This is a genomic window from Polynucleobacter sp. HIN9, assembly GCF_030297635.1.
Taxonomy (GTDB): Bacteria; Pseudomonadota; Gammaproteobacteria; order Burkholderiales; family Burkholderiaceae; genus Polynucleobacter.
The window spans coordinates 284,761-307,611 of record NZ_AP028140.1; the positions used below are offsets into that span (position 1 = coordinate 284,761).

At 36.4% G+C, this 22,851-nt stretch carries 22 protein-coding genes; 19 read left to right on the forward strand and 3 right to left on the reverse strand.

What is annotated here, in order from left to right; all coding sequences use genetic code 11:
* The first annotated feature begins 17 nt into the window (after positions 1-17).
* The 5 genes from QUE62_RS01550 (at position 18) to QUE62_RS01570 (ending at position 4,958) form a co-directional block, all read left to right on the forward strand.
* Positions 18-908, forward strand: a complete 891-nt coding sequence (locus QUE62_RS01550; RefSeq protein ID WP_286261850.1) for a glycosyltransferase family A protein — start codon at positions 18-20, stop codon at positions 906-908.
* A gap of 61 nt (positions 909-969) precedes the next feature.
* Positions 970-1,737: a class I SAM-dependent methyltransferase gene (locus tag QUE62_RS01555; RefSeq protein ID WP_286261852.1), complete on the forward strand. Its 768-nt coding sequence runs from the start codon at positions 970-972 to the stop codon at positions 1,735-1,737.
* On the forward strand, positions 1,715-2,860 hold the full coding sequence (locus QUE62_RS01560; RefSeq protein ID WP_286261854.1) for a glycosyltransferase family 4 protein: 1,146 nt from the start codon (positions 1,715-1,717) through the stop codon (positions 2,858-2,860). The genes QUE62_RS01555 and QUE62_RS01560 overlap by 23 nt, the downstream gene beginning before the upstream one ends.
* Before the next feature lie 262 nt (positions 2,861-3,122).
* Positions 3,123-4,157 carry a glycosyltransferase family 9 protein gene (locus tag QUE62_RS01565; RefSeq protein ID WP_286261856.1) on the forward strand — a complete coding sequence of 345 codons (1,035 nt, stop codon included), beginning with the start codon at positions 3,123-3,125 and terminating at the stop codon, positions 4,155-4,157.
* Between the two features lie 42 nt (positions 4,158-4,199).
* A complete protein-coding gene (locus QUE62_RS01570; protein ID WP_286261858.1) occupies positions 4,200-4,958 on the forward strand; it encodes a glycosyltransferase family 2 protein in 759 nt (252 codons plus the stop codon).
* A gap of 30 nt (positions 4,959-4,988) precedes the next feature.
* Here the strand turns inward: QUE62_RS01570 and QUE62_RS01575 are convergent, their stop codons facing one another.
* Positions 4,989-6,194 carry an oligosaccharide flippase family protein gene (locus QUE62_RS01575; protein WP_286261861.1) on the reverse strand — a complete coding sequence of 402 codons (1,206 nt, stop codon included), beginning with the start codon at positions 6,192-6,194 and terminating at the stop codon, positions 4,989-4,991.
* 115 nt (positions 6,195-6,309) lie between these two features.
* Positions 6,310-7,422 (reverse strand): glycosyltransferase, encoded by a 1,113-nt coding sequence (locus QUE62_RS01580; protein WP_286261863.1) that lies wholly within the window; start codon positions 7,420-7,422, stop codon positions 6,310-6,312.
* A gap of 104 nt (positions 7,423-7,526) precedes the next feature.
* Here QUE62_RS01580 and QUE62_RS01585 point away from each other — a divergent pair, with 104 nt between their 5' ends.
* From QUE62_RS01585 to QUE62_RS01600, 4 genes are read left to right on the forward strand one after another with little or no spacing between them, the layout of a single operon-like run.
* Positions 7,527-8,474 carry a glycosyltransferase family 2 protein gene (locus QUE62_RS01585; RefSeq protein ID WP_286261865.1) on the forward strand — a complete coding sequence of 316 codons (948 nt, stop codon included), beginning with the start codon at positions 7,527-7,529 and terminating at the stop codon, positions 8,472-8,474.
* Positions 8,467-9,762, forward strand: coding sequence for an oligosaccharide flippase family protein (locus QUE62_RS01590; RefSeq protein ID WP_286261866.1), 1,296 nt, complete (start codon positions 8,467-8,469; stop codon positions 9,760-9,762). The genes QUE62_RS01585 and QUE62_RS01590 overlap by 8 nt, the downstream gene beginning before the upstream one ends.
* Before the next feature lie 7 nt (positions 9,763-9,769).
* The gene (locus QUE62_RS01595) at positions 9,770-10,408 is read left to right on the forward strand and encodes an FAD-binding oxidoreductase (RefSeq protein WP_286261868.1); all 639 of its coding nucleotides are present in this window, start codon (positions 9,770-9,772) and stop codon (positions 10,406-10,408) included.
* Between the two features lie 11 nt (positions 10,409-10,419).
* Positions 10,420-11,952, forward strand: coding sequence for a B12-binding domain-containing radical SAM protein (locus QUE62_RS01600; RefSeq protein ID WP_286261870.1), 1,533 nt, complete (start codon positions 10,420-10,422; stop codon positions 11,950-11,952).
* A gap of 245 nt (positions 11,953-12,197) precedes the next feature.
* Here the strand turns inward: QUE62_RS01600 and QUE62_RS01605 are convergent, their stop codons facing one another.
* Complete coding sequence (locus tag QUE62_RS01605) at positions 12,198-12,332, reverse strand: hypothetical protein (RefSeq protein ID WP_286261873.1); 135 nt, start codon at positions 12,330-12,332, stop codon at positions 12,198-12,200.
* Positions 12,333-12,386: 54 nt separating this feature from the next.
* Here QUE62_RS01605 and QUE62_RS01610 point away from each other — a divergent pair, with 54 nt between their 5' ends.
* The 10 genes from QUE62_RS01610 (at position 12,387) to QUE62_RS01650 (ending at position 22,847) form a co-directional block, all read left to right on the forward strand.
* A complete protein-coding gene (locus tag QUE62_RS01610) occupies positions 12,387-13,364 on the forward strand; it encodes a glycosyltransferase (RefSeq protein ID WP_286261875.1) in 978 nt (325 codons plus the stop codon).
* A 3-nt stretch (positions 13,365-13,367) separates the two neighbouring features.
* On the forward strand, positions 13,368-14,351 hold the full coding sequence (locus QUE62_RS01615; RefSeq protein ID WP_286261877.1) for a glycosyltransferase family 2 protein: 984 nt from the start codon (positions 13,368-13,370) through the stop codon (positions 14,349-14,351).
* Between the two features lie 155 nt (positions 14,352-14,506).
* Complete coding sequence (locus QUE62_RS01620) at positions 14,507-15,601, forward strand: hypothetical protein (RefSeq protein ID WP_286261879.1); 1,095 nt, start codon at positions 14,507-14,509, stop codon at positions 15,599-15,601.
* A 51-nt stretch (positions 15,602-15,652) separates the two neighbouring features.
* Entirely contained in the window at positions 15,653-16,075 is a 423-nt protein-coding gene (locus tag QUE62_RS09120) for an SxtJ family membrane protein (protein WP_353506834.1), read from the forward strand.
* Positions 16,076-16,082: 7 nt separating this feature from the next.
* The gene (locus QUE62_RS01625; RefSeq protein WP_286261881.1) at positions 16,083-16,232 is read left to right on the forward strand and encodes a DUF5989 family protein; all 150 of its coding nucleotides are present in this window, start codon (positions 16,083-16,085) and stop codon (positions 16,230-16,232) included.
* Between the two features lie 7 nt (positions 16,233-16,239).
* The gene (locus tag QUE62_RS01630; RefSeq protein ID WP_286261883.1) at positions 16,240-18,075 is read left to right on the forward strand and encodes a carbamoyltransferase family protein; all 1,836 of its coding nucleotides are present in this window, start codon (positions 16,240-16,242) and stop codon (positions 18,073-18,075) included.
* Between the two features lie 118 nt (positions 18,076-18,193).
* A complete protein-coding gene (locus QUE62_RS01635) occupies positions 18,194-19,024 on the forward strand; it encodes a class I SAM-dependent methyltransferase (protein WP_286261885.1) in 831 nt (276 codons plus the stop codon).
* Positions 19,014-21,209, forward strand: coding sequence for a hypothetical protein (locus tag QUE62_RS01640; protein WP_286261887.1), 2,196 nt, complete (start codon positions 19,014-19,016; stop codon positions 21,207-21,209). The genes QUE62_RS01635 and QUE62_RS01640 overlap by 11 nt, the downstream gene beginning before the upstream one ends.
* Positions 21,210-21,219: 10 nt before the next feature.
* A complete protein-coding gene (locus QUE62_RS01645; protein ID WP_286261889.1) occupies positions 21,220-22,068 on the forward strand; it encodes a DUF268 domain-containing protein in 849 nt (282 codons plus the stop codon).
* On the forward strand, positions 22,065-22,847 hold the full coding sequence (locus QUE62_RS01650; protein WP_286261890.1) for a hypothetical protein: 783 nt from the start codon (positions 22,065-22,067) through the stop codon (positions 22,845-22,847). The genes QUE62_RS01645 and QUE62_RS01650 overlap by 4 nt, the downstream gene beginning before the upstream one ends.
* Positions 22,848-22,851: the final 4 nt, after the last annotated feature.

Genomic DNA, 22,851 nt, shown 5'->3' on the forward strand with positions numbered 1-22,851 from the left:
TGGCATTTAATCGCCCCATGCAGACGCAACGGGTATTTGATGCAATTCGGAATGCTCGCCCGTCGCGATTGTATCTTTCTCTGGATGGGCCGCGCATCGGCAAGCCCGGTGAAATCGATCAGTGCAAGGCTGTGCAAAAAATTGTTTCCAAGGTTGATTGGCCATGTAAAGTATATTCTCTCGTGCATGAAAAAAATTTAGGCTGCAAATTAGCGGTCTCGCAGGCTCTCGATTGGTTTTTTGCAGCTGAAACCGAGGGAATTATTTTGGAAGATGATTGCCTACCACATCCTGATTTTTTTTCATATTGCGATGAATTGTTGGAAAGGTATCGAGACGATCAACGCATTGGACTAATTTCAGGAACCGCTTTTGGGGATTTGCGCAAGCAACAGTTGGTTAGGGGTAAAGAGGATTATTTGTTTACGCGCTATCCATCCATCTGGGGCTGGGCGAGCTGGCGAAGGGTTTGGAAGTATTACGATGCAGATCTCAGGTTGTGGGAGATTTATCGGCAAGACGTTTCTGCATTAACTTGTAATCCAAAGCTTCGAAAAACTAATGAAACCCACTTTGATCGGGTGGTTGGCCATGAGATTGATACATGGGATTATCAGGTTAGCTTTATGCTCTGGAGCGCATCACAACTCTCTGTGGTGCCACGATTCAATTTAATTGAAAATATTGGTTTTGGTGCTGATGCAACCCATACCAAAACTATACATTCTCAAAATATACAACGAAGTAAAATGGGAGAAGAGCGCCTGACTTTTCCATTGGTTGCTCCTGAGTTGATGGTTCCAAACTATCACTATCAGCAATGGATTGAAAAATTTGCCACCAGACCTTTTTTGTTCAAGTTGCTTTCAATAGTAAAAGATTATGTCTTTAAGAAACCATTGCATTAGTTGCGATAGCTACAATTTGATCAATAAGTCTGATTACCAACTTTGTAATGGATGCGGGCTTATGTTTTCGAATCAAGAAAGTCCTATCAATTATGCATCGACCTACACCGAGCAAGATTCCCTTTATGCAGAGCATTTAAAAAGTATCGATCGGTTTCATCGCTGTTCGCCAGTCAAGCTATCTCGTTTATTGCTGCCATTTGAGTCACGATTGCTCACCCGCATTTGCTTGAATACGGCATGCTCTAGTCTGATCGATTTAGGATGTGGAACAGGTCGATTTTTACGAGCTGCCAAAAATGAATTTAGCGATAGCCGTGGTTATGAGTTTGCAGAAGTTTTGGTGCAAAAACTGAAGGGCTATGGTATGCAGGTTCGACAGGGTGGCATTGAAGATTTCTTAGCCTCGCAGGATCGAGCCGATGTCATTAGCTTATTGGAAGTCGTAGAACACTTGACTGAGCCAGGAAAATTAATCGGAGCGATATTTGAGCAAAAATCACCCCAATTATTGGCTGTTGTTGTTCCGGCATGGGATACTCGCCGAAGGTACGATAAGCGGTTTGCAGAACATGATTGTCCACCCAATCATCTGAGTTGGTGGGATGAAAAATCACTCCGCACGCTATTGGGGCAATCTGGTTATCGAGTAACCATCGAATCGATTGCCGAAACACGATTAAATTTACTTAAATACCTCATTAGGAATTTTAGGGTTGCAAATGATTCAGCAACTTATTTGGATTGGGCGCATGCTTTTATTACCCCACCAACGTATTGGCTACTAGGAATAGCAGAAAGAGTGGATGAAGACAAAAATCGCCTTTGATATTAGCGGGCTTTCATGGAAATATCGAACAGGTGTTCAGAATCTATACTGGGCCTTCGTCGACGCCTTTGCAGCCAATACCAGATATTCAGAGTTGTTTGATATTACCTTTTATGATCGATCTGGAATTTTTAATCATCAAGTTGCAAAATTAATTCCCCGGAATTATTACTCATTAACACCAAAATTATTTTCGAATCGACTCCATAGACCAATGCAATTGGTTATAGGAGCAGGTTTAGTCCCTATCCCAAAATTACAAAATTGCATTAATCACGTTTGGAACTGGGGAATTTTTAATCCGCCTTTGGCGCGTGCTTCGATAACCATCCCGGATCTTTTGCCTCTTGAGTATCCGCAGTGGTTTAGCCCTCGCCTTATAAAAAAAACCGAGAAAGCCATTGAATTTGCGCAACGGGATGCAGAATTTATAAATTGCATTTCCTATGACGTAAAAGATCGACTGTCGACTTATGCCAACCTGGACCCTAACAAGATACGAGTAATTTATCCAGGAATCAGTAGAGACTACTTCACAGATGTTTCATCCCAGACTCAAAACGCAGTTTTAGAAAAATATCAATTGATAAAAGGGGAATACCTTATCTCATCGGGATTTCTTGATCCGCGAAAAAATTTAAAAAACCAAATTGAAGCGTTTAGTATTTACATTCAAAAAAAGAAGACACCCTTGAAATACGTTTTAACTGGATTGGAAAATAATCTCTCGCAAGAGATTATTCAGCTGCTTGCCAAACCCTTTTTAAGGGAGCGAATAATTTTTTTAGGTTATGTACCCATGTCCGACCTAAGGGTATTAATCAGTGCCTCTGCTTGTATGATGTATTGCAGTATTGCCGAAGGCTTTGGTTTGCCCATCATCGAAGCCATGGCCTTGCGAGCGCCGGTGATTACATCGGACTCGAGTTCAATGCGGGAATTGGCGCAGGGTCGGGCTCAATTGGTAAATCCAGAGGATTGCGAATCGATTGCGAGTGCGATTGAAAAAACCCTCGAATCTCAAGATGATGTTCGAAGTCGTTTGTTGGCCAATCGGCAATATGCACATTCCTTCACGATCGAGCGCTGGTTTCAAGGTCACTTAGATCATATGTGTAGTTGAAATGAAGTGAATTAATGAGATGTATGAAACATGGTAATTATTTTTTAAAAATATCTTGTAGTCTAGCCAATTATCAAACCTTTTTGATGAGAAACGATCTGGACCTATTGCCACAAAAGGCCACTGCGCGATGAAAAAAATTCTTTTAAGAGCAATGAGAGTTTGTGGTCGCATATCCGTAGGGCTTATCCTGTTTTTCATAGACTCAATCTTTTTATTACTATTGCCCAAAAGAGTAAGCAATCAACACTCTGTCTTGATCGTGCGCACCGATCGGATTGGTGATTATGTCGTATGGGCGGGGCAATTGGATAGCCTGCGAATGCGCTATCCGTCTAAAACCTTTAAATTAACCTTAGTAGCTAATGAGGTCTGGGCCTCATTAGCCTCAAGGACCCAAATTTTTGATGAAGTCATTGCCCTTGATGCAACGCGATTTATCCATTCTTTGGTTTATCGATTTCAGTTAGTAAAACAGCTTCGCTCTTTAGATATTGGGGTAGCTCTCAATCCAATGTATTCAAGAGATTTTTATCGATCTGATGCCCTCATTCGTTTTGCTTCCGCCCCTATAGCAATCGGTTTTATTGGAGATCCCAATCGAGCGCCAACCGTTTTGCGATGGTTATCTAATTTTTACTACACACAGCTTATTCCAAATACTGATGAGGCTGAAGAGTTAGTTCGAGCTGCGAGCTTTATGCGGTTTTTGGATGTACAAGCCGATCCACAGTTAGCCGCATTGTCGGTCGATCTGATTCCCAAAAGATTGGGCCTAGAAGGAAAACGCTATTTTGTGATTTGCCCGGGGTCAAGTTCTGCTAATCGACGCTGGCCCGTTGAAAACTTTGTCGATGTGATCAAATACCTTCAACAAAAAAGTAATTTGTGTGGTGTTATTTGCGGTAATGGTGCCGATCAATCCCTAGCCCTTAAGATCAATCAATTGCTTATACAGCCCTTAGTCGACTTGACTGGTCGGACGAGTATTGAGGAATTAATCAGCGTGATTGCGCGGGCAGACCTAGTTTGCGCTAACGAGAGTGGAATCACCCACATTGCCGCTGCTCTTCGTGTCCCAACAGTGGCGATTGTTGGTGGTGGGCACTATGGCCGATTCTTACCGTATCCCAATTCTCCAATGTTACCGAAGATTCGCGTAGTTAATTTTGATTTGCCGTGTTATGGGTGTAATTGGCAGTGTCAATATACCTCATCAACACGCGAATTGGTTCCCTGTATCGAAAAGGTTTCTGTATCTAGAGCTATCGCTGCAATCGATCAGCTGATACTATGATTCTAGCTAGGGTTTTGTAAAAACTGCAATGAAAAACTACTCATGAAAATTAGTATCATTACGGTTGTTTTAAATGGTGCACAAACGATTGAGCGTAACCTGCGATCGGTTTTCATCCAAAAAAAACCTCATTTTGAAATTGAGCACATCGTAATTGATGGCCTGTCTACTGACGGGACATTAGCAATTCTTCAAAATCATCAAGATCAAATTGCCATATTAGTTTCGGAGCCTGACCAAGGTCTTTATGACGCAATGAACAAGGGTATTCGACTGGCAACCGGAGACGTTATTGGAATATTAAATTGTGATGACTACTATAAAAATGAAAATATTTTAAGTGAGATCCATCATATTTTTGAAACTGAACAAGTTGATGCAATATTTGGAGATGTTGAGTATTTCAATAGAAAAAAAATTGATTCAATCTCTCGTCTCTACCGCTCTAAAAACTTTAATCGAGAGAGCCTCTCTTATGGCAGGGTTCCAGCGCATCCAAGTTTATTTGTCAAAAGAGAAATATTCATCATTTATGGCCCTTATAAAAGCAACTACCGGATTGCAGGTGATTTTGAATTCATGGCAAGAATTTTTAAAAATAATTATTTCAGGTATTTTTACGTGCCAAAAGTTCTTGTGCGAATGCAAAGCGGTGGTATTAGTAATAAAAATTTAATAAATCGTGCTATTACAACACTTGAAATTTTGCGCGCCTGCAAGGAAAATAATATTGAGACAAATTTATTGAAATTATTTTCTCGCTATCCATCAAAATTATTCGAATATAAAAAACTTAAATAAATGTCTAATCTTTAAGATTCAGATCTTCCATTAGATCGTTGATTTGCGATTTTTCCAGATACTGAAAGATAGTCCCATAAATAAAACTAACTCTGTAATGATGCTACTGTAGGCAGACGCAACTATTCCATACAGAGGTATAAAAAGTAAGTTAAAAACGACATTGACTATTGCAGCTATTGTGGCAGTTAGTGCATAATATTTATCAAGATTTAAGGCTAGTGCAGTTTGAGTTAAAACTATATTTGGTATAAGCAATAAAATCATCCAAGATAAAATTATTAATAATTTAGACGCTGTAGCATACTCTTCACCATAAAATAAGTTAATCAATTGGTTGGATAGTAAATTTGTCAATACTACACCAAGCAGGCCTAGTCCCAGCGCTAATAATGTGGAATGAAATACGTATCGATTACGAGTAATTTGATCATTAAATAGAAGACGAACCTTCCTAAAAAAAATAATTGATAGAGGACTTGATATAAGAACAGATGCCTCAATTAATCTGTAAGCAGAAGCATATCGCCCAATATCTGCATCAGAGACTTTGAATATGCTTAGCATAATTAGGTCAGATCGAAAATAAATTGTCGTTGCCAAATCAATCCATAAAAGTGGCAATAAGGTACGATATAACTTTAGCTTTTCAAAGAGCAAAGGCTTGAATGCGGGTTTTGGTAAAAATCCTTCTCTAAAGATTAGATTTATAGTCAGCGCACCAATGAACCAAGCTAATAATAGTTGCCATGCTTCAAAAAATCCAATGAAGATGGCTGCAGCAATAAATAAAGCGGTGCATATTCGTTGCTTAATTTGCCAAAATGCTTCTACTTTTAAATGACCATCTCCACGAAGAATTGCACAAGCAAATTGAGTAAGTATCACAGCCCAGAAGCACCAAATAATGGAAAGCCCAAGATACAAATGACTGGAAAATAAAAGAAAACATAGAATGCTTGCAAGTAGGGCGACAATGAGGGAGTGCCCCATTGCAATTGAGGGCAGTGTTTGATTAAGATAACTTAAGTCATGGGTTGATTTCGTCCGTTCCCGAGTTAGTAAGTTACGAAATCCACCATCAATAAAAATTGCCAGAATGGATCCTACTGCAAGGGCAATAGAGTACAGTCCAAAATTAGTTGTTCCAATTTGCCTAGCTATTAAAATGCTTAGTCCAAATGATATAACCCCCACACTAATTGCTGAGGTAAGCTGATAAAGATAGTTCTTCATACTTGGCAATTAATTTAGTAAGGCGATTTAGTAAAGCTTTGCTCTAGAGGGCAGGAATGGCATAGCAGATTACTTTAGATATTTTTCTTGGTAAAAGTTTATTCCTATCAATGCCTCAATGGTTGAGGGCTTTTCGATAAAGATCGTAATAGGACATTGCCATTTGGTCTGCAGTAAATAGCTTTTGGAATCTTAGACGTGCCTGTTTTCCCATTTTTAAGGCTTCTTCAGGATGGTTCCAAAGCCACGCCATTGCTTGAGATAATTCCATTGAATTGGCAGGAGAAATAACCAATCCAGTCTCATGATCAATGTTGATAAAGGAGGTGCCCGTTCCGATTTCGCAAGAAATAAGAGGTTTACCATACATTGCGCCCTCTAAAAGGCTAACACCAAACGCCTCCGAGCGAAGGTGGGATGGGAAAACAATAGCAAAACAGCTCTCAAGGAGCGCATTTTTGGCCTCTTCAGATATTTGGCCGACGAAAAAGATATTATTGAGTCGCGCTTTTTTGACTTTGACTTTTAGTTTACTTTCAATTGGACCGGCACCAGCAATTACAATCGGATACCTTGAAGTCTTGGCAGCTTCTAATAAATAATGAAGGCCTTTATAGTAACGAAAAGCGCCCACAAAAAGAAAAAAACGATTTCCAAAGTGTGCCTTGAAGAATCTTACAAGACTAGGGTTTGGGCTGGGATAAGTTTGGGAATCCAAACCTATTGGAATAACAGAAGTTTTATCTAAAAAATTTTGTAGAGTGAGGCTAGTTTTTAAGTAGTTTGGTGAGGTAGCGACAATATAGTCAACCGATTTGAGAAAATGATGCATTAGCGGACGGTAAATTGGCAAAAGAATTTTTTGCCGAATAATGTCGGAGTGGTAAGTCAGGATAGTCGGTTTCTTCGGGTTGATAATCGTGTGTACTAGATCAGCAAATGGCCATGGGAAATGATAGTGAATTAAGTCTACCTCATTAACCAAGTCCCGAAAAAGTGCAATTGATTGCCAGGAAAACCCGTTCGATGCGAATTCGAAATCACGTTTAGCTCTTATTAGCTCATAGCCATTTATGGTGATTTTATTTGGGTACGGCAAATTGCTGAGGGCTAAGATAGTATTTTTAACACCTAGTAACTTAGTGCCCTGTGCAATTTGATCTATCACCTGCTCGACGCCGCCTAGGCTATCAGGTAAAGCATTTTTATAAAAGTGAAGAACCCTCACGGTTATTTTATTTTAGGCTAAGAATATTTATATATAATCAGTGTGATTATAAATCATTGATTTATTTTCTTACACTTAAATTTTTCATTTAACCATTAAATCCCATGGATACGGTAAAAAAAATATCAATTGTTGTTCCAGTATTTAATGAAGATAGAAGTATTACGAAGTTATATTCTCGCCTCGAAAGTATTGCCGCCGAGCTGCCATTTCAATGGGAATATATTTTTGTGAATGATGGGAGCTCAGATAATTCATTTATGGAACTCAAAAATCTTGCTATGAAGGATAGAAAAGTTAAAGTTCTTGACTTTTCTCGTAATTTCGGTAAAGAAATTGCGTTAACTGCGGGAGCTCATGAATCCCAAGAATCTGATGCAACCATATGTATTGATGCAGATTTACAGCATCCTCCGGAATTAATTCCTACTTTGATTAAAAAATGGGAAGAGGGGGCAGAAGTAGTTGTGACGATTCGAACTGAAATTGCTAAGCAGCCCTTATTGCGGCGACTGGGTTCAAATATTTATTATTGGCTGATGAGAAAAATGTCTGGAATTGATCTGAAAGCTAAAACGACTGATTTTAGACTCTACGATAAAAAAGTAATTAAGGCATTTGTACGGACTACTGAACGTGAGCGCATGTTTAGGGGAATCATGGATTGGATGGGATTTCGCCGCTCCTATGTTGAATTCAAAGCTGATGCAAGAGCCGAGGGGGAGGCGGCGTATTCCTATGGCAAATTATGGCGTCTTGCAGTAAATAGTTTTACAGCCTTTTCACTATGGCCTTTAAGATTGGCTGGATATTTAGGAGTATTTATTTCAACAATTAGTGGTTTATTGTTTATTTGGATGCTTGCAAATTATCTTGTATTTAATATATGGATCTATACACCGCTTGCAATGACAGTTGTGATTAATACTTTTCTCATTGGAATTGTTTTGATGGCCCTTGGCCTTGTGGCCCTATATGTTGGTATTATTCATACAGAAGTAATTAATAGGCCACTATATATAGTGCGACAAAAAATTTCATACCATGAATAGACTCGTTGGGCGCTATTTTGAATTTATTTCACAAATTTTTTCGAAAAATAAATTTTTAGGTTTTGGTTTTTTCCTAACATTAGCGCAAGTAATTTCTGGTGCTTTTGGTTACCTATTTCAAATATTGATAGGTCGCATGCTTTCACCAGGGGATTTTGCTATTTTTAGCTCCCTTATGGCATCTTTCATGTTTTTGGGTGCGCCGATGGTGGCAGTTTCTATGATCATAGTTCGGAAAGTATCGAGTTTCAAAGCTAACGAAGCATTGTTTCTGGTCAAACCTTTTTTATTTAAGTTATACAAAATATTAATTGTTGTAAGTATTGCAACTTTGATTCTTTTTTGGTTGGTAGATGCTTCATTGAGGGAGTTATTGCGCATACCCAATACTACAACTCTGTTTTTATTTGAAATGATTTTAATATTCAGTCTTTTTAATACAGCTAATAACTCAATTTTTCAGGGATTACAAAAATTTATTTTTATGGCCGTAATAGGTTTAATTTCTATACTATTAAAAATTATTTTGAGCGCTGGATTGATCTCATTTGGCTTAGCATTAAATGGTGCTCTTTTGGGAACTTTGTTATCAATCGGAATCATTGTTCTTGTTAGCACATCAATACTTCTGCCGAAACTCCCAAATCATGTAAATATGGTAAGGCATCAAATTGATATTTCGTCGATTTCAAAGATATACCCAGTGCTTGCAGCCACAATAGCTGCAGCTGCCATGACCCAGCTCGATATGGTTCTTGTTAATTGGTATTTTTCACCTAAAGATGCGGGATTATATGCAGCAGCCTCTGTTCTTGGTAAGGCTATCTTATATCTCCCCGGTGGTTTAATTATTGCCTTGTTTCCAATGGTTGCAGAACTCCACACCAAGGGCAAGAGTGGAATAAAAATTTTTCAACAAGCAATTTTAGTCACATTATTTTTTTGTGGTTCTATATCCATTTTTTATTGGATATTTGGAGACAGTATTATCAATTTTTTTTATGGTCCAAATTATTACGGCGCTGGAGAAATTCTTCGCTGGTATGGTTTTGCCATTCTACCGATGGCTATAGTAATAATTTCAGAGCAATACCTTATAGCAAAAGGGCAAGTTGTGTTTGCTTGGATATTTTTGGCTATTGCCCCATTACAAATTCTAGCGATTTATATTTGGCATACTGAATTATGGATGATTTTAGTAAGCATGGGAATATTTGGATCTTTGTTAGCGCTGATTGGTATCTTATTTATGCATTACAGTGGTAAGTTAAAAGTATCTTCGCTATAATTACTTTATGCAAAAATATCGAGTACTTAAAAATACCCAAAAAAGTCAAAACACCTTTTGTCTAAGGGTTACTCGCCCCAACATTCCAATTAAAAGTGGTCAATGTTTTAATGTTGGCATACCGGGCATGGATATCAATCGTGAATACTCAATGTACTCCAATGCAGAAGCTCCATATCTTGAATTTTTAATTCGGGCTGTTGATAATGGTATGGTCAGCTTGAATTTACAAAAATTAAATGTAGGTGATGAGGTTGAGATTGATGGTCCCTACGGAGAATTTTGTATCCCCCCAAATAGGCTAGGATCGAAATTTTTCTTTATCGCCAGTGGAACTGGAATCGCACCATTTCATTCGTTTGTTCAAACTTATCCTAATATTCAATTTACTCTATTGCATGGCATTCGTTTCCCCGATGAAACTTATGATTTTGAGGATTACCAGGCTGGCAAATATATTCCATGTATTTCTAGAAATGAGGGTGGAAAGAGCGAGCGAGTTACCGATTATCTTCGAGCTAATCCAATCCCCCAAAATTCATTTATCTACCTTTGCGGTAATCGAAACATGATTATTGACTCTGTCCAAATTCTTCTAGATCAGGGAATAGGCGGCGATCAAATTATTAGTGAAGTATTTTTCTAAGGTTTAAAAAAATGCGCATAGCAATCTCATATCCTCCGATTATTAATTCGCTTGGCCAAAAAGCGATGGTTTCACAAAATCGCAATGTTCAATTTTTCAAAGAGCCGACTTATCTTTTGCCCGTCACATATGCACAGGCTGCTACATGGTTAAAGCAAGATGGCCACGACGTTCTGTGGGACGATGGAAATGCCCAATTAAAAACCTATCGGCAATGGCTTGATGATTTGGTTAAGTGGAGTCCAGATATGGTGATTTTGGAGAGCACAACGCCGGTTATGAAATTTTACTGGCGAACAATTGATGAAATTAAATCACTACTACCAAATACTATAGTTGCAATGACTGGTTATCACTCAATGCGGATGCCAGAAGAGACAATGCAGGCATGTGCCGCTGATTTAGTTATTCGTAGCAGTAATGTTGATTTTGTTTTACATCGATTGGTAGATTATATTTCAAAAAACCCCTCTTGGAGACTTACTTGTCCGCTTGAGGGCCTGCACATTCGCATGCGCGATAAGGAAATCCGTTCTACGGGAAATTTTAGACAGGTAGAGCCTCTGGATAGCTCCCCTTTGATTGATCGCAATCTTGTGAAATGGAGGGACTATGGATACGAAAATGGAAATTTTTTACAAACTCCCGGCACTTATGCAACAAGTGTTATTCGGGATTGTATGTTTGGTAAATGTACATTTTGTCGTTATAACGGCCCTGATCTAACTTTTTCCTTAATGTCTGTCCAGCGCAGTCTCGATGAGTATGAAGATCTTATTAATAATCATGGCGTAAAAGAAATTTTTGATGACTCAGGTGTTTGGTATAGAGGTAAAGAAGCAAGAGAATTTGCACAAGGCATTATTGATCGCGGGCTACATAAAAAAGGTTGTTACTTTGGTATTAATACCCGCTTCGAATATCTTGATGAGGAAACCATCAAGCTAATGGGAAAAGCAAATTTTCGATTTGTTCTCTTGGGGTATGAGGCTGCAGATGATGAAACCTTACAACGCTTGAACAAAGGTTATCAATTGCAACATGTAGAAAATTGCTTAAAGTGGCTTACAAAGTATGGATTACATCCACACCTAACTATTATGGTTGGTTATTACTGGCAAACACAACAGCAGTTAGATAAAACAGTCTCTGAAGTAAAGCGATTAATGCTAAGTGGTTTAGCAAGAACATTGCAGGTGACCTTATGTACGCCACTAGACTACACCCCCTATCACCAAGAGTGCATCAAAGAAGGTGTACTTTTGACGAGCGACTATGATGATTTTGACATGAGCAAACTTATTGTTAAGACTCCAATACCACACGATCAGTACTATAAGGCTGTAAGAGAGATGTATGGCATTGCTTTTAATCCGTTATTTATTTTGAGGCAGTTTAGATTTTTATTGAACGGACGAAAAAGAGATTGGCAATTTTTGTTTACTTATAGTGTTCGAGCAATTCGCAGGGTGCGTCAGCATATGTTCAATTTAACAAGACATGAGGGTGTTAAAACTGCGGAAGATTTGGGTGCGGTAAGTTAGTATGAAGTTGTTGTTTGAGCATCTATTCGCGGCATTATTGATTGGTTGCATCGGGTGGTTTGTTTCTGATGATTTTTATTGCGTCCCAAGTACACTCATTGCTGGTTGGCTCATAGATTTAGATCACTTATGCGACTTTCTTCTCCATTCAATCCGTTCAAAGAAAATAAATTTATCTTTTATAAAGACGGGTGAATACTTTAAGATTAATAACGTTGTTATCGTTCCCTTGCACTCATGGGAAATTACGGCTCTTCTTTTGATTTTAGGTCTGCTAATGCCGGGTTACCGAGCACCTTTGCTAGCGGCTGCGATTGCACATGGCGCTCATTTAATACAGGATCAATGTTCTTATCGCGTTCGAATTTTTGGCTATTCATTAATATCTCGCGCCATATATAAATTTTCGTATCAGGGTTTTTGCAGGCCCAAAAATGGTTAGATTCTCAATAATAATTCCAGTAAAAGCGATTAACGATTATGTGCGTGAAACAGTGCCTTATGTGCAATCTTTAGATGGTAATAATTGGGAGCTTCTTATATTGCCTAATGAGGCGGATCAAGACGAATGGTGTGATAACCGCATCAAGCTCATTCCAAGCGGACAGGTTGGACCAGCAGCTAAAAGAGATTTAGGTGCTGAACATGCAGCCGGTGAAATACTAGTTTTTTTAGATGATGATTCATATCCAAGCTCAAATTTATTGAGTGTTGCGACTCCATACTTTGGCGACGAGAGTATCGTTGCAATAGGTGGCCCTGCAATCACACCACCTGCCGATAGTTTTTGGCAAAAAGTTTCTGGCGCTGTTTTCTTAAGTAAATTTTCTGGAGGTAACCCTGAAAGATACATTTCAGTTGGCGCGCCTAAGGAAGTTGAGGATTGGCCATCTGTAAATTTAATGGTAAGGCGAAAAGAATTTCTACAAATTGGTGGTTTTGATTCTCCATATTGGCCTGGAGAGGATACTAAGTTATGCCTTGATTTAGTAAATAAAACAAATAAAAAAATTATGTACGTCCCAAATCTTATGGTTTGGCACCATCGAAGAAGTGGATTAATTGGACACTTAAAACAGATTGGCGCATATGGATTACACAGAGGTTACTTTGCCAAGGTTCATCCTGAAACTTCAAGAAAAATTACTTACTTCATTCCATCAGCATTTGTTTTTTTTATTGTGGTTAGTTGCGTTATGAGCACTCTACCACCCATCATTCAACAAGTCATTTTTGCGGGATGGGCTATATATGGCCTAGCACTTATGAAAGCGCTCTACGATATCAAAAAAAATGAATCAATATGGGTTGGATTGGTTGCATTGCCCTATATATTTTTTACCCATATATGGTATGGAATAAGGTTTATTCAAGGAATGTTTTCTAAAAAATTAATTAGTAAATTAAGGTAGACTGTGACCAATAAAGTTGAGCCTAGCCCTAGAATAGTTTATGAAAATTTTCTCCCATTGGTATCTATTGTTGTAACAACAAAAAATGAAGAAAAAAACATTGAGAATTGTTTAATTAGTATAAAAGCTCAAACTTATAAAAATATTGAAGTAATCGTTGTGGATAACTTCTCAACCGATAGAACTGTAGAGTTAGCAAGAAGAGATGCCGATAGGGTTGAAATTCTTGGCCCCGAGAGATCTGCCCAGAGAAACCATGGAATGATTGACATTGCCAAGGGAGAGTTCGTGCTCTATATTGATGCAGATATGATTCTCTCACCAATACTAATAGAGAATTGCATAGATAGAATTGGGTTGAATGATGGGGCTTTAGCGCTACATTTACCCGAAGTTATACTGGGATCTAGATATTTGAGTAAGGTAAGACGTTATGAAAGACAGTTTTATGATGGTACGGTAATTGATGGCGCGCGATTTTTTAACAGGGAAGTTTTTTGCGATATAAAAGGATTTGATTCTGAAACATTTCAAAGGGGCAGTGGAGAAGACTGGGATATTGATAAAAAAATAAAGCGAATTGGAAAAATTTGTCTTTTGAATGGCAAGGCAAATAAACCATATTTAAACGAATGGAAGTTAAGACACTTTATACAGATTCGTGGTGTTAAATTTGACCCTTTTTACTGTGGCCTGTACCACAATGAAGCAGAATTCTCTGTTACCCAATATTTAAAAAAGAAGCTTTACTATAGCGAGGGATTTGACGGATATATTAAGAAGTGGGGTCGCAATGACCCTGATATTCGTCGACAGTTTGGGTTTTGGTATCGTTACCTAATAGTCTTTGTAGAGTCTGGAAAGTGGAGAAGAATGTTGTCAAGGCCAGATCTAATGATTGGCATGTATATTCTTAGAATCGCGGTTGGGATTACTTTTATATACGGGAAATGCAAATTTTTTTTGTCTAGGTATATCAAGGAATGACTAAGATTTCTTAATAATACGTTATCAGAATCGAATTAAGAGTAGGGGGTATACGACAATAAATAATCAAATTCAGCAATAATATTCTCGATCGGACTTAGGATAGAGCTAAATTTAATTAGCTAAATAATTTAATCTATAAAGCAATTAAACACATGAAAAAAATTACCTACCTAAAGGTGATAATCATCAACCTTCTACTAGTGCTGTCGTTGGTGGGCTCAATTGAATTAATTTTTTCTATATTCGCTGATAACTTTGCAATAAAAAATAATAAAGAGTTTAGGCTATCTAAACCAGAGCCGTATGCTAAAAGCCCTTATTTTTCTAGAGAATTTATTGAGGAAAGCTTTAGGCAACCGGGCGGCTGGAGCGTGCCAGAGGGCACTTCACTAATTATTCCAAACGACTATAGCAGCGCTCACTTTAATATTTCTGGAGGCATAAGAAAAACTGTTGGAACCCCAGAAAACTATCGAAATACAATTTTTATTTTTGGCGGTTCTACTATTTATAACTCTGAGGTGCCGGATAGTTTAACGGTAGCCTCGCTCTTACAGAATTTAATAAATGGCAATAAACTACCATATAGGGTGGTTAATTACGGTACAACTACGATTGATTCAGGGCAACAACTTGAGAGATTGAGGCGTGAAGTTAAAATTACCAATGGCGATATAGTAATTTTTTACGATGGTGTTAATGATGTCCTTCAGAAGGTATGGCTAAAGGACGCCACAAAATCCCTATCAACTCAGGCTCTTGAGGCCCCATACTTCATTTCCTTGGTTAGAAAAATGGCAGAGTATTCTGCATTTTTGCGTTGGTATGATAAAAATTATTTGACATTAAAATCATATCCAATAGATTTTGAATTAATAAACCGCGCCTCAAAGATATATTTAAACAACCTTAATTCTGCACAAATATTTACCGCTAAAAATAAAGGCAAATTTATTCATTTTTTACAGCCAAATTTATATACTAAATCACCTCATAATTTGTATGAAATTAAGTTGCTCAATTGGGGGGGGAATGAGTCTCCAGTGGGCTTAAGAGCAATTTTTCAGGCTACATATCCAGTATTTCAAGAGATGCTCGCTAATACTGGATATAGTGTTGATTTAGTAAATATATTTGACAATCTTAATTATTCTCCATATCTTGATTTCTGTCACGTAACTGAAATTGGAAATGAAGTAGTTGCAAATGCAATTTTTGAAACTATAAAAATTGATCTTTATAAATAATATATGTATATAATTGCTAAAATATATCTATATTGATTAAGTACTTGAATTATGAACACTAAGCTAACGAAAATTGAAAAAAAAGATGACAAGAACTCCAGTCGCGCATTCGGCTTTCTTTTCGCCGCTGTTTTTTTAATAATAGGCCTAATACTAACCATACAAGGTAGCCCAACGATTAGATACTGGCCTTTTATTATTGCAAGCTTATTTTTTGTTTTGTCGGTGATATATCCAGCTTCAATGAAATTTCCGAAGAAAGTGTGGATTGGCATCGGTAATATCCTCCATTATGTAACAAGCCCCATGGTTTTGGCGTTAATTTTTTACCTCGTAATTACCCCCATAGGTTTAATTATGCGATTATCACGATTAAATAATATTGATAAAAAATTTGATATAAATTCACAAACCTATTGGATAGAGCGGTCACCTCGTGGCCCATCACCAGAGTCAATGTTAAATCAGTTTTAAGGTAAATATGTCATTTATTAGAGAATTATGGAATTTCTTGTGTATTAGAAAAAAATTTTGGCTATTACCAATAATCATTGTTTTGGGAATATTTGGCGCGTTAATAGTATTTGCTCAGGGTACTGTTTTTGCTCCATTTATATACACCCTATTTTAAATATAAAATGAATATTCTTGGAATTTCAGCCTACTACCATGATAGTGCCGCTGCATTGGTGAGGGATGGTGAAATTATTGCCGCCGCTCAGGAGGAGCGCTTTACAAGAATGAAGCATGATTCTTGTTTTCCGAGAAATGCAATAACTTTTTGTCTAAATCATTCTGGGGTCGGCGCAGATGAAATTGATTTCGTGGTGTTTTATGATAAACCCTTCTTAAAGTTTGAGCGACTGCTAGAAACATATGTTTCATTTGCTCCACACGGATTTTCGCAATTCAGGATTGCAATGCCAATTTGGCTTCGTGATAAGTTGTTTCTAAAAAACTTACTTTGTAAGGAATTAACTAAATTTAATAAGCAGGTTGACTGGAGAGCTCGACTTTTGTTTAGTGAGCATCATTTAAGTCATGCTGCTAGCGCATTCTTTCCATCACCATTTAAAGAGTCGGCTGTACTCACTTTGGATGGTGTTGGGGAGTGGGCAACCACATCACTCGCGATTGGAAGTGGAAATAACTTAGAAATCATAAAAGAAATTAACTTCCCGAATTCCTTGGGTTTACTCTACTCCGCATTTACTTATTATATTGGTTTTAGGGTTAACTCTGGAGAATATAAAGTAATGGGACTGGCTCCATATGGAGAGCCTAAATATGCTGACATAATCTATAAAAATTTGATTGATATTAAGCCTGACGGAAGCTTTAGATTAAATCAAGATTATTTTGACTATTGCGCAGGCCTAACCATGATAAATAATCGTTTTGAAAATCTTTTTGGTGGAAAAAGGCGCGATCCAGCTGAAGAAATTACTCAAAGACATATGGATTTAGCGGCATCGATACAGGCTGTTACTGAGGATGTAATGCTTCGATTAACCCGCTCTATAGCAAAAGAAACGCGCATGAAAAACTTATGCTTAGCAGGAGGGGTTGCGCTAAATTGCGTTGCTAATGGAAAAATTCTAAGAGATGGACAGTTTGAAAATATTTGGATTCAGCCTGCCGCAGGGGATGCTGGCGGAGCATTGGGCGCTGCCCTTTCTGCATATTACATACACTCACGCCAACCAAGGGTCGTAAATTATGAGGGTGATTGTATGAAAGGTTCATATCTCGGCCCATCTTTTTCTCAAAAAGAAATTGAGTCTCGGCTTAATAAGCTGGGTGCAAAATTTGAAACTCTTAAGGACGACATCATTTTTAAAATTTGTGCACAAGATATTTCGGAAGGAAAAACAATTGGTTGGTTTCAGGGGCAAATGGAATTTGGTCCTCGCGCACTTGGTGCCCGTTCAATTCTTGGTGACCCACGTTCGCCGACTATGCAAAAAACCTTAAACCTGAAAGTAAAATTCAGAGAGTCATTTAGACCCTTTGCTCCATCTATTCTTCAAGAGCATGTTAATGATTGGTTTGAGCTAGATAGAGAGAGCCCTTATATGCTCTTTGTTGCTGACATTGTGAAAAGCAGGCGGATAAAAAATTCAGAGCAAGTAAATCAGCTATTTGGAATAGAAAGATTGAATTTAGTTCGATCCGAAGTGCCTGCTATCACGCACATAGATTATAGTGCCCGGATACAAACGGTAAGTAAAGACACTAATCAAAGATATTATACTCTCCTTACAGAATTTTATGCGCTGACAAATTGCCCAATTTTAGTAAATACAAGCTTTAATGTTCGTGGGGAGCCTATAGTTAACACTCCAGAAGATGCATTTAATTGCTTTATGGGAACCGATATTGATATTCTCGCCATAGGCAATTGCTATTTGAAAAAAGAAAATCAGGATCAGGCCCTAATGAGAAATTACGAGATGGCTTTTGAGTTGGACTAATCCATTCAAAATTTATTTTTAATTACAAGAAATAAGGTAATAACTATCTTAAAGAAAATAGATTTAGTCTTTAGACTTAACTCCAAATAAAAAAATACATAATTGAAGGTTTACTCAAATGAGCATATTAAAAGAAGAAAAAGAACAAAAAATTTTCTTTGAGTTAAATGCTCTTAGGGAAGATGACAAACAAAATTTAGATGAATATTTTTTAGCTTATTCGATTCAAGCTACGCTCGACGGGATGAGATGGCTAAACACTGACGAATTGATATTGGATTACGGATGTGGGCTTGGGGACTCTATTGAAATGTATAGGTTGGCGAATAATAGCTATCCGAGTAGCCTGATTGGCGTTGATATTGCCAAAAATGCAATTAGCAAGATAGAAAAAAAATATGCATATAATTTTTATCAAATTACCGAGAATAAAATCCCAATGCTGCAAGACGGGATTGTATCTTCGGTGTATATGATTAATGTCTTGCATCACACGACAACAAGAAATCAAATTTTTTGCGAAGTTTTAAGAGTATTAAAGCCCGGAGGAAAATTTTTAATTATAGATATTACAGATAAGAATTTATTTATAGAATTTGGGCGAAAAATTTTTATGTATGTACCAGGATATATAAAAAAACAATTTTCAAAGGATTTAATAATTGAAAATACTATTCCTGAAAAATTACCTGTTGATCCAGATACTATAGTAGGAGATTTGATTAGTGCTGGCTATGAAATAGAAAGAGTTGGAAGGCATAGTTTATTTTTCTTTGTATTCGATTGGTTTGAGAAAATATTAAAGCTTGAAATTTCCAAAGGTAAATACAAAAATATTTATAAACCGATTCTTTGGCTTGAAAACTTTTTACTCAGATATAAAATTTTTCAGAATCGAAGCGCAATATTATCTATTTGGGTAAAAAAACCAAACCTACATGAAAAGTAACACTAAAAGAAAATGGACATTTTGGTGTTTCTTTCTAATAATTCCATTAATTATTTCTTATGTTTTAATAAATAATATTTGGTTTCTCGATACAGAGAATAATTCGATATTTGCACCCTGGGATTCTTCGATCCCAATATCAAAAATTAATGCAAATCAAAGTCTTAGTCTACTGAGCTCTAAAAATGGTGGCAGCAAGGGGGCTGTACCACTATTAGTAAGTAGCGCTGATAGCATGTTGTATAAAGCTATTTCAAATTTTGGAATTCGTGGTTTTGAAATTCAAAAAATATTTTTAATAGTTGAAATTTCCATATTAATAATGATAACAACTTATGGGTTTCTAAAATTACATGACTTACTTAATATTAACTCTGGTAAGAGTAAATACAGAATATCAATTGAAGTAGGATTAATTACCGGAATATATCTTATATCCCCTTTTAATTTAATGTTCATGTCATATGGTGTGATTTGGACTTTAACGACCATATTGGCAATCGGCACTCTTCCATTGCTATGTTATTACTTAATAAATATAACTTTCTTTAAACACCATCTCATAAATTTAAAAAATCAGATTATTTTTGCACTTTTAATTGCTCTTCACTTTTATTCCCTTCTATTTTTATTCCCCGTTTTCTTTATGATGGTACTGTTGCTGCCATTTATCAGCATAAAAGCAATAATTTTAAGGACGCGATTAAGTATCCTATTTCTAGTTATATCGACTTTACCAGCCCTATTTATTATCATAGTTGATCGTTACTATTCTGGAGTTAATGTTCATGTCCCAGATTATTTAGGTAATGCGGCTTATGGCAACATAAAAAATGGATTTCTATTTCCAATTTTGCAAATATCGTCTTGGATCATATATACAGAATGGAGCCCGAGAGTAATTTTGGGATTTAGCGACCATTTTTTTTCAATTTACTATCTTGTTATAGAAATAATAATTTTTATTCTAGCAGTTATATCCTTACTTATCGGGATTAAAAAAGCAGAAACAATTAGGCTTTGGTTGGGCTTGGTTTTATTGGGCTCTATTTTTTTTGCGAAAGGCGTTAACCCACCATTCGGTAGCGTTTTTGAATGGTTAGTTAATAATATATTTATTTTTGAGCTAATACGTACGCCTGATACAAAGATTGGAATAATTATTCTAATAGTAATTTCAATTTTACTATTAATGCTAATTGGTAGGATTAAAGACTATTTTTTCTATTTAATAATAATTCCTATAATTGTGGTTTGTATTATTTATAATGCAATCCCAATATTAAATAAAGAAGCACCACTTGGTATTAATTCGAAATATTTATCAAACTCTTCATATGTTACTGTGCTGGGTAAAGATGAGTTAGCAATAATTAATTATCTTAATGAAGATTCTAATTCTAATGTATTCCCCATACCAGGACAATATGCACTTCATTCAGAAATAGATAAAAGCATCTTTGCCCATCGGGACATAATTGCGAACAATGTAAAGAATCCATTTTTTTATAGAGAAATGAGTGAGGTATCTGATTATAGAGTTGCAAACGCCATAGAGCAATTTTTTATTTATAAAAATATTGAAAGTTTAGATTACTTAAATATTAAGTATATTCTTATTAAGAAGAATGTCATTGGTAAAGTCGGCGGAGAGGCTTTAATATTTTCGGAGTTAGTCAATTTATGGAAAAACGAATCTAAGGTTAAGTTAGCTGTAACAACAGAATCTTATGACTTATTCGAAATAATTAATCCTCCTGTAGCCACAAAGAATAATAATATAAAATTTATTGAAGTAACACCATATAGGGAAGTTTTAGAAATTTATAACCAACATGGTTGGGTTACAACTATAGAAAAGTTTGGCTCATATAACTCTAATTGGTTACCAATTTTAATAAGCAATCGATGTGATGGATATTGGTATAGAATCTGTTTTTATGATGGTCTATATAGAAGTATTAATAGTGATTTATTCATAAATATATCAGACCCCAATGCTGAAAATCCTAAAAATGTGTGGCGTTTAAATGTCAGTAATGAATTATTTAAAGAAACACTGCGCGTAGAAATATTTTATATCCCACAATTTTTATTATTTTTAATAATAATTTTTACTTTTTTTGCTTTTTCATTAATAATTATATTTGTTATAATAAAAAATATCCGTATAAATGAAAAATAGTTAATACTCTATGAATAATCTTGGTAAATTAAAATTTAGAATTATTTTAAGCTTGCGTTGCTTTGGATATTGGGTTAATTCTCTATTCCCATTCCTGCTACCATTAAAAAATTACATAAATGGAAATTTATTCTTTGGAGTATATAGATATCTACATGATTGCATGATTTATATTTTTTCAGAAAATAAGGTTCATAGTGGATTTAAAGTTGTTTTTACTAACTCTTTCCCAATCTTTCTTGATCGGTATGATTCAGCTGGAAATATGCCAAGGCATTACTTTTGGCAGGACTTGTGGGCTGCGGAGAAAGTTTACAAATCTAAAGTTGCCAGGCACTTTGATATTGGAAGTCGTCTAGACGGATTTATTGCACATTGTCTACCTTTTTGCGAGGTGGTTATGATGGATATCCGACCTCTTGATATTTCGATTAATAACCTCTCTTTCCTTCAAGTGGATTGCACTAATATGGAAGAGATATGTTCTGATTCAATTTTCTCATTATCATCCCTCCACGCGGTGGAACATTTTGGACTTGGAAGATATGGCGATCCAATAGATCCATTTGGTTACAAAAAAGTTATTTTAGAAATGCAACGTATTTCTAAATTGGGGGGTGATATATATTTGAGCGTGCCAATTGGTTACCAGCGTTTGGAGTTTAATGCGCAGCGTATATTTGATCCAAATACTATAGTTAATTTATTTGATCAATGTGAACTTATTGAATTTAGTGTAATAGATGACGCTAATAAGTTTCACCAGAATGCTAGGCTCGATGACTTTGCGTACACATATTATGGATGTGGTTTATTTCACTTTAAAAAATATAAATTGAGGTCTATTGGGCTAATATGAGTACAAATACTTTGGCTGTTCTGGTTCTTTCTTGCGACAAGTATGCTGATTTGTGGCCCCCATTTTTTAATCAGTTTAAAAAATATTTTCCTGTAGATGATTTTAAAATTTATGTGGGAAGTAACTCCTATCCCTGTAATGAGCCAAACGTAAAGCCCATTTTATCTGGCGTCGATATAGATTGGTCTACAAGCCTAAAGAAAATTCTTGCTCAGATAAATGAGCCAAAAATATTTATTATTCTTGAGGATATATTTTTGTCTTCGCCAGTTGATAGAAGCTTGCTACAAATTGCATCAGTACTTTTAAATGACAATAAAGTTCTACATGTTAAGTACTTCGCAAATCCGATTCCCGATAAACCATGCGTCATGTCTGGCGTGGGGATGTATTTAAGAGGGGCTCCATATCGAGCTACTGTTTGTGGATTTTGGGATAGAGAGTATTTAATGGAGTTATTAATTGAGGGTGAGAGTCCGTGGGATTTTGAAATTTTTGGATCGTACAGAACTTCTTATTCTGATGGATTTTATGGTTTTATGAAGCCGATTTGTTCATACGTTAATATGGTTGAAAAAGGTTGCTGGATACCCAAATCATTAGCTTGGGCCGATTCAGAAGGGCTTGATTTAGACTTAACTAAACGCCCTATGCTTAATGCGATCAATGGTTTATTAAGTAAGCTAAAAATGGTTTATTTTGACTCTGTCATAAAAATTCCTTGGGCTTGGCGCATATCTTTAATGGGCAAACTTAGACGTTTGCTTATTACTTATTAAGAAC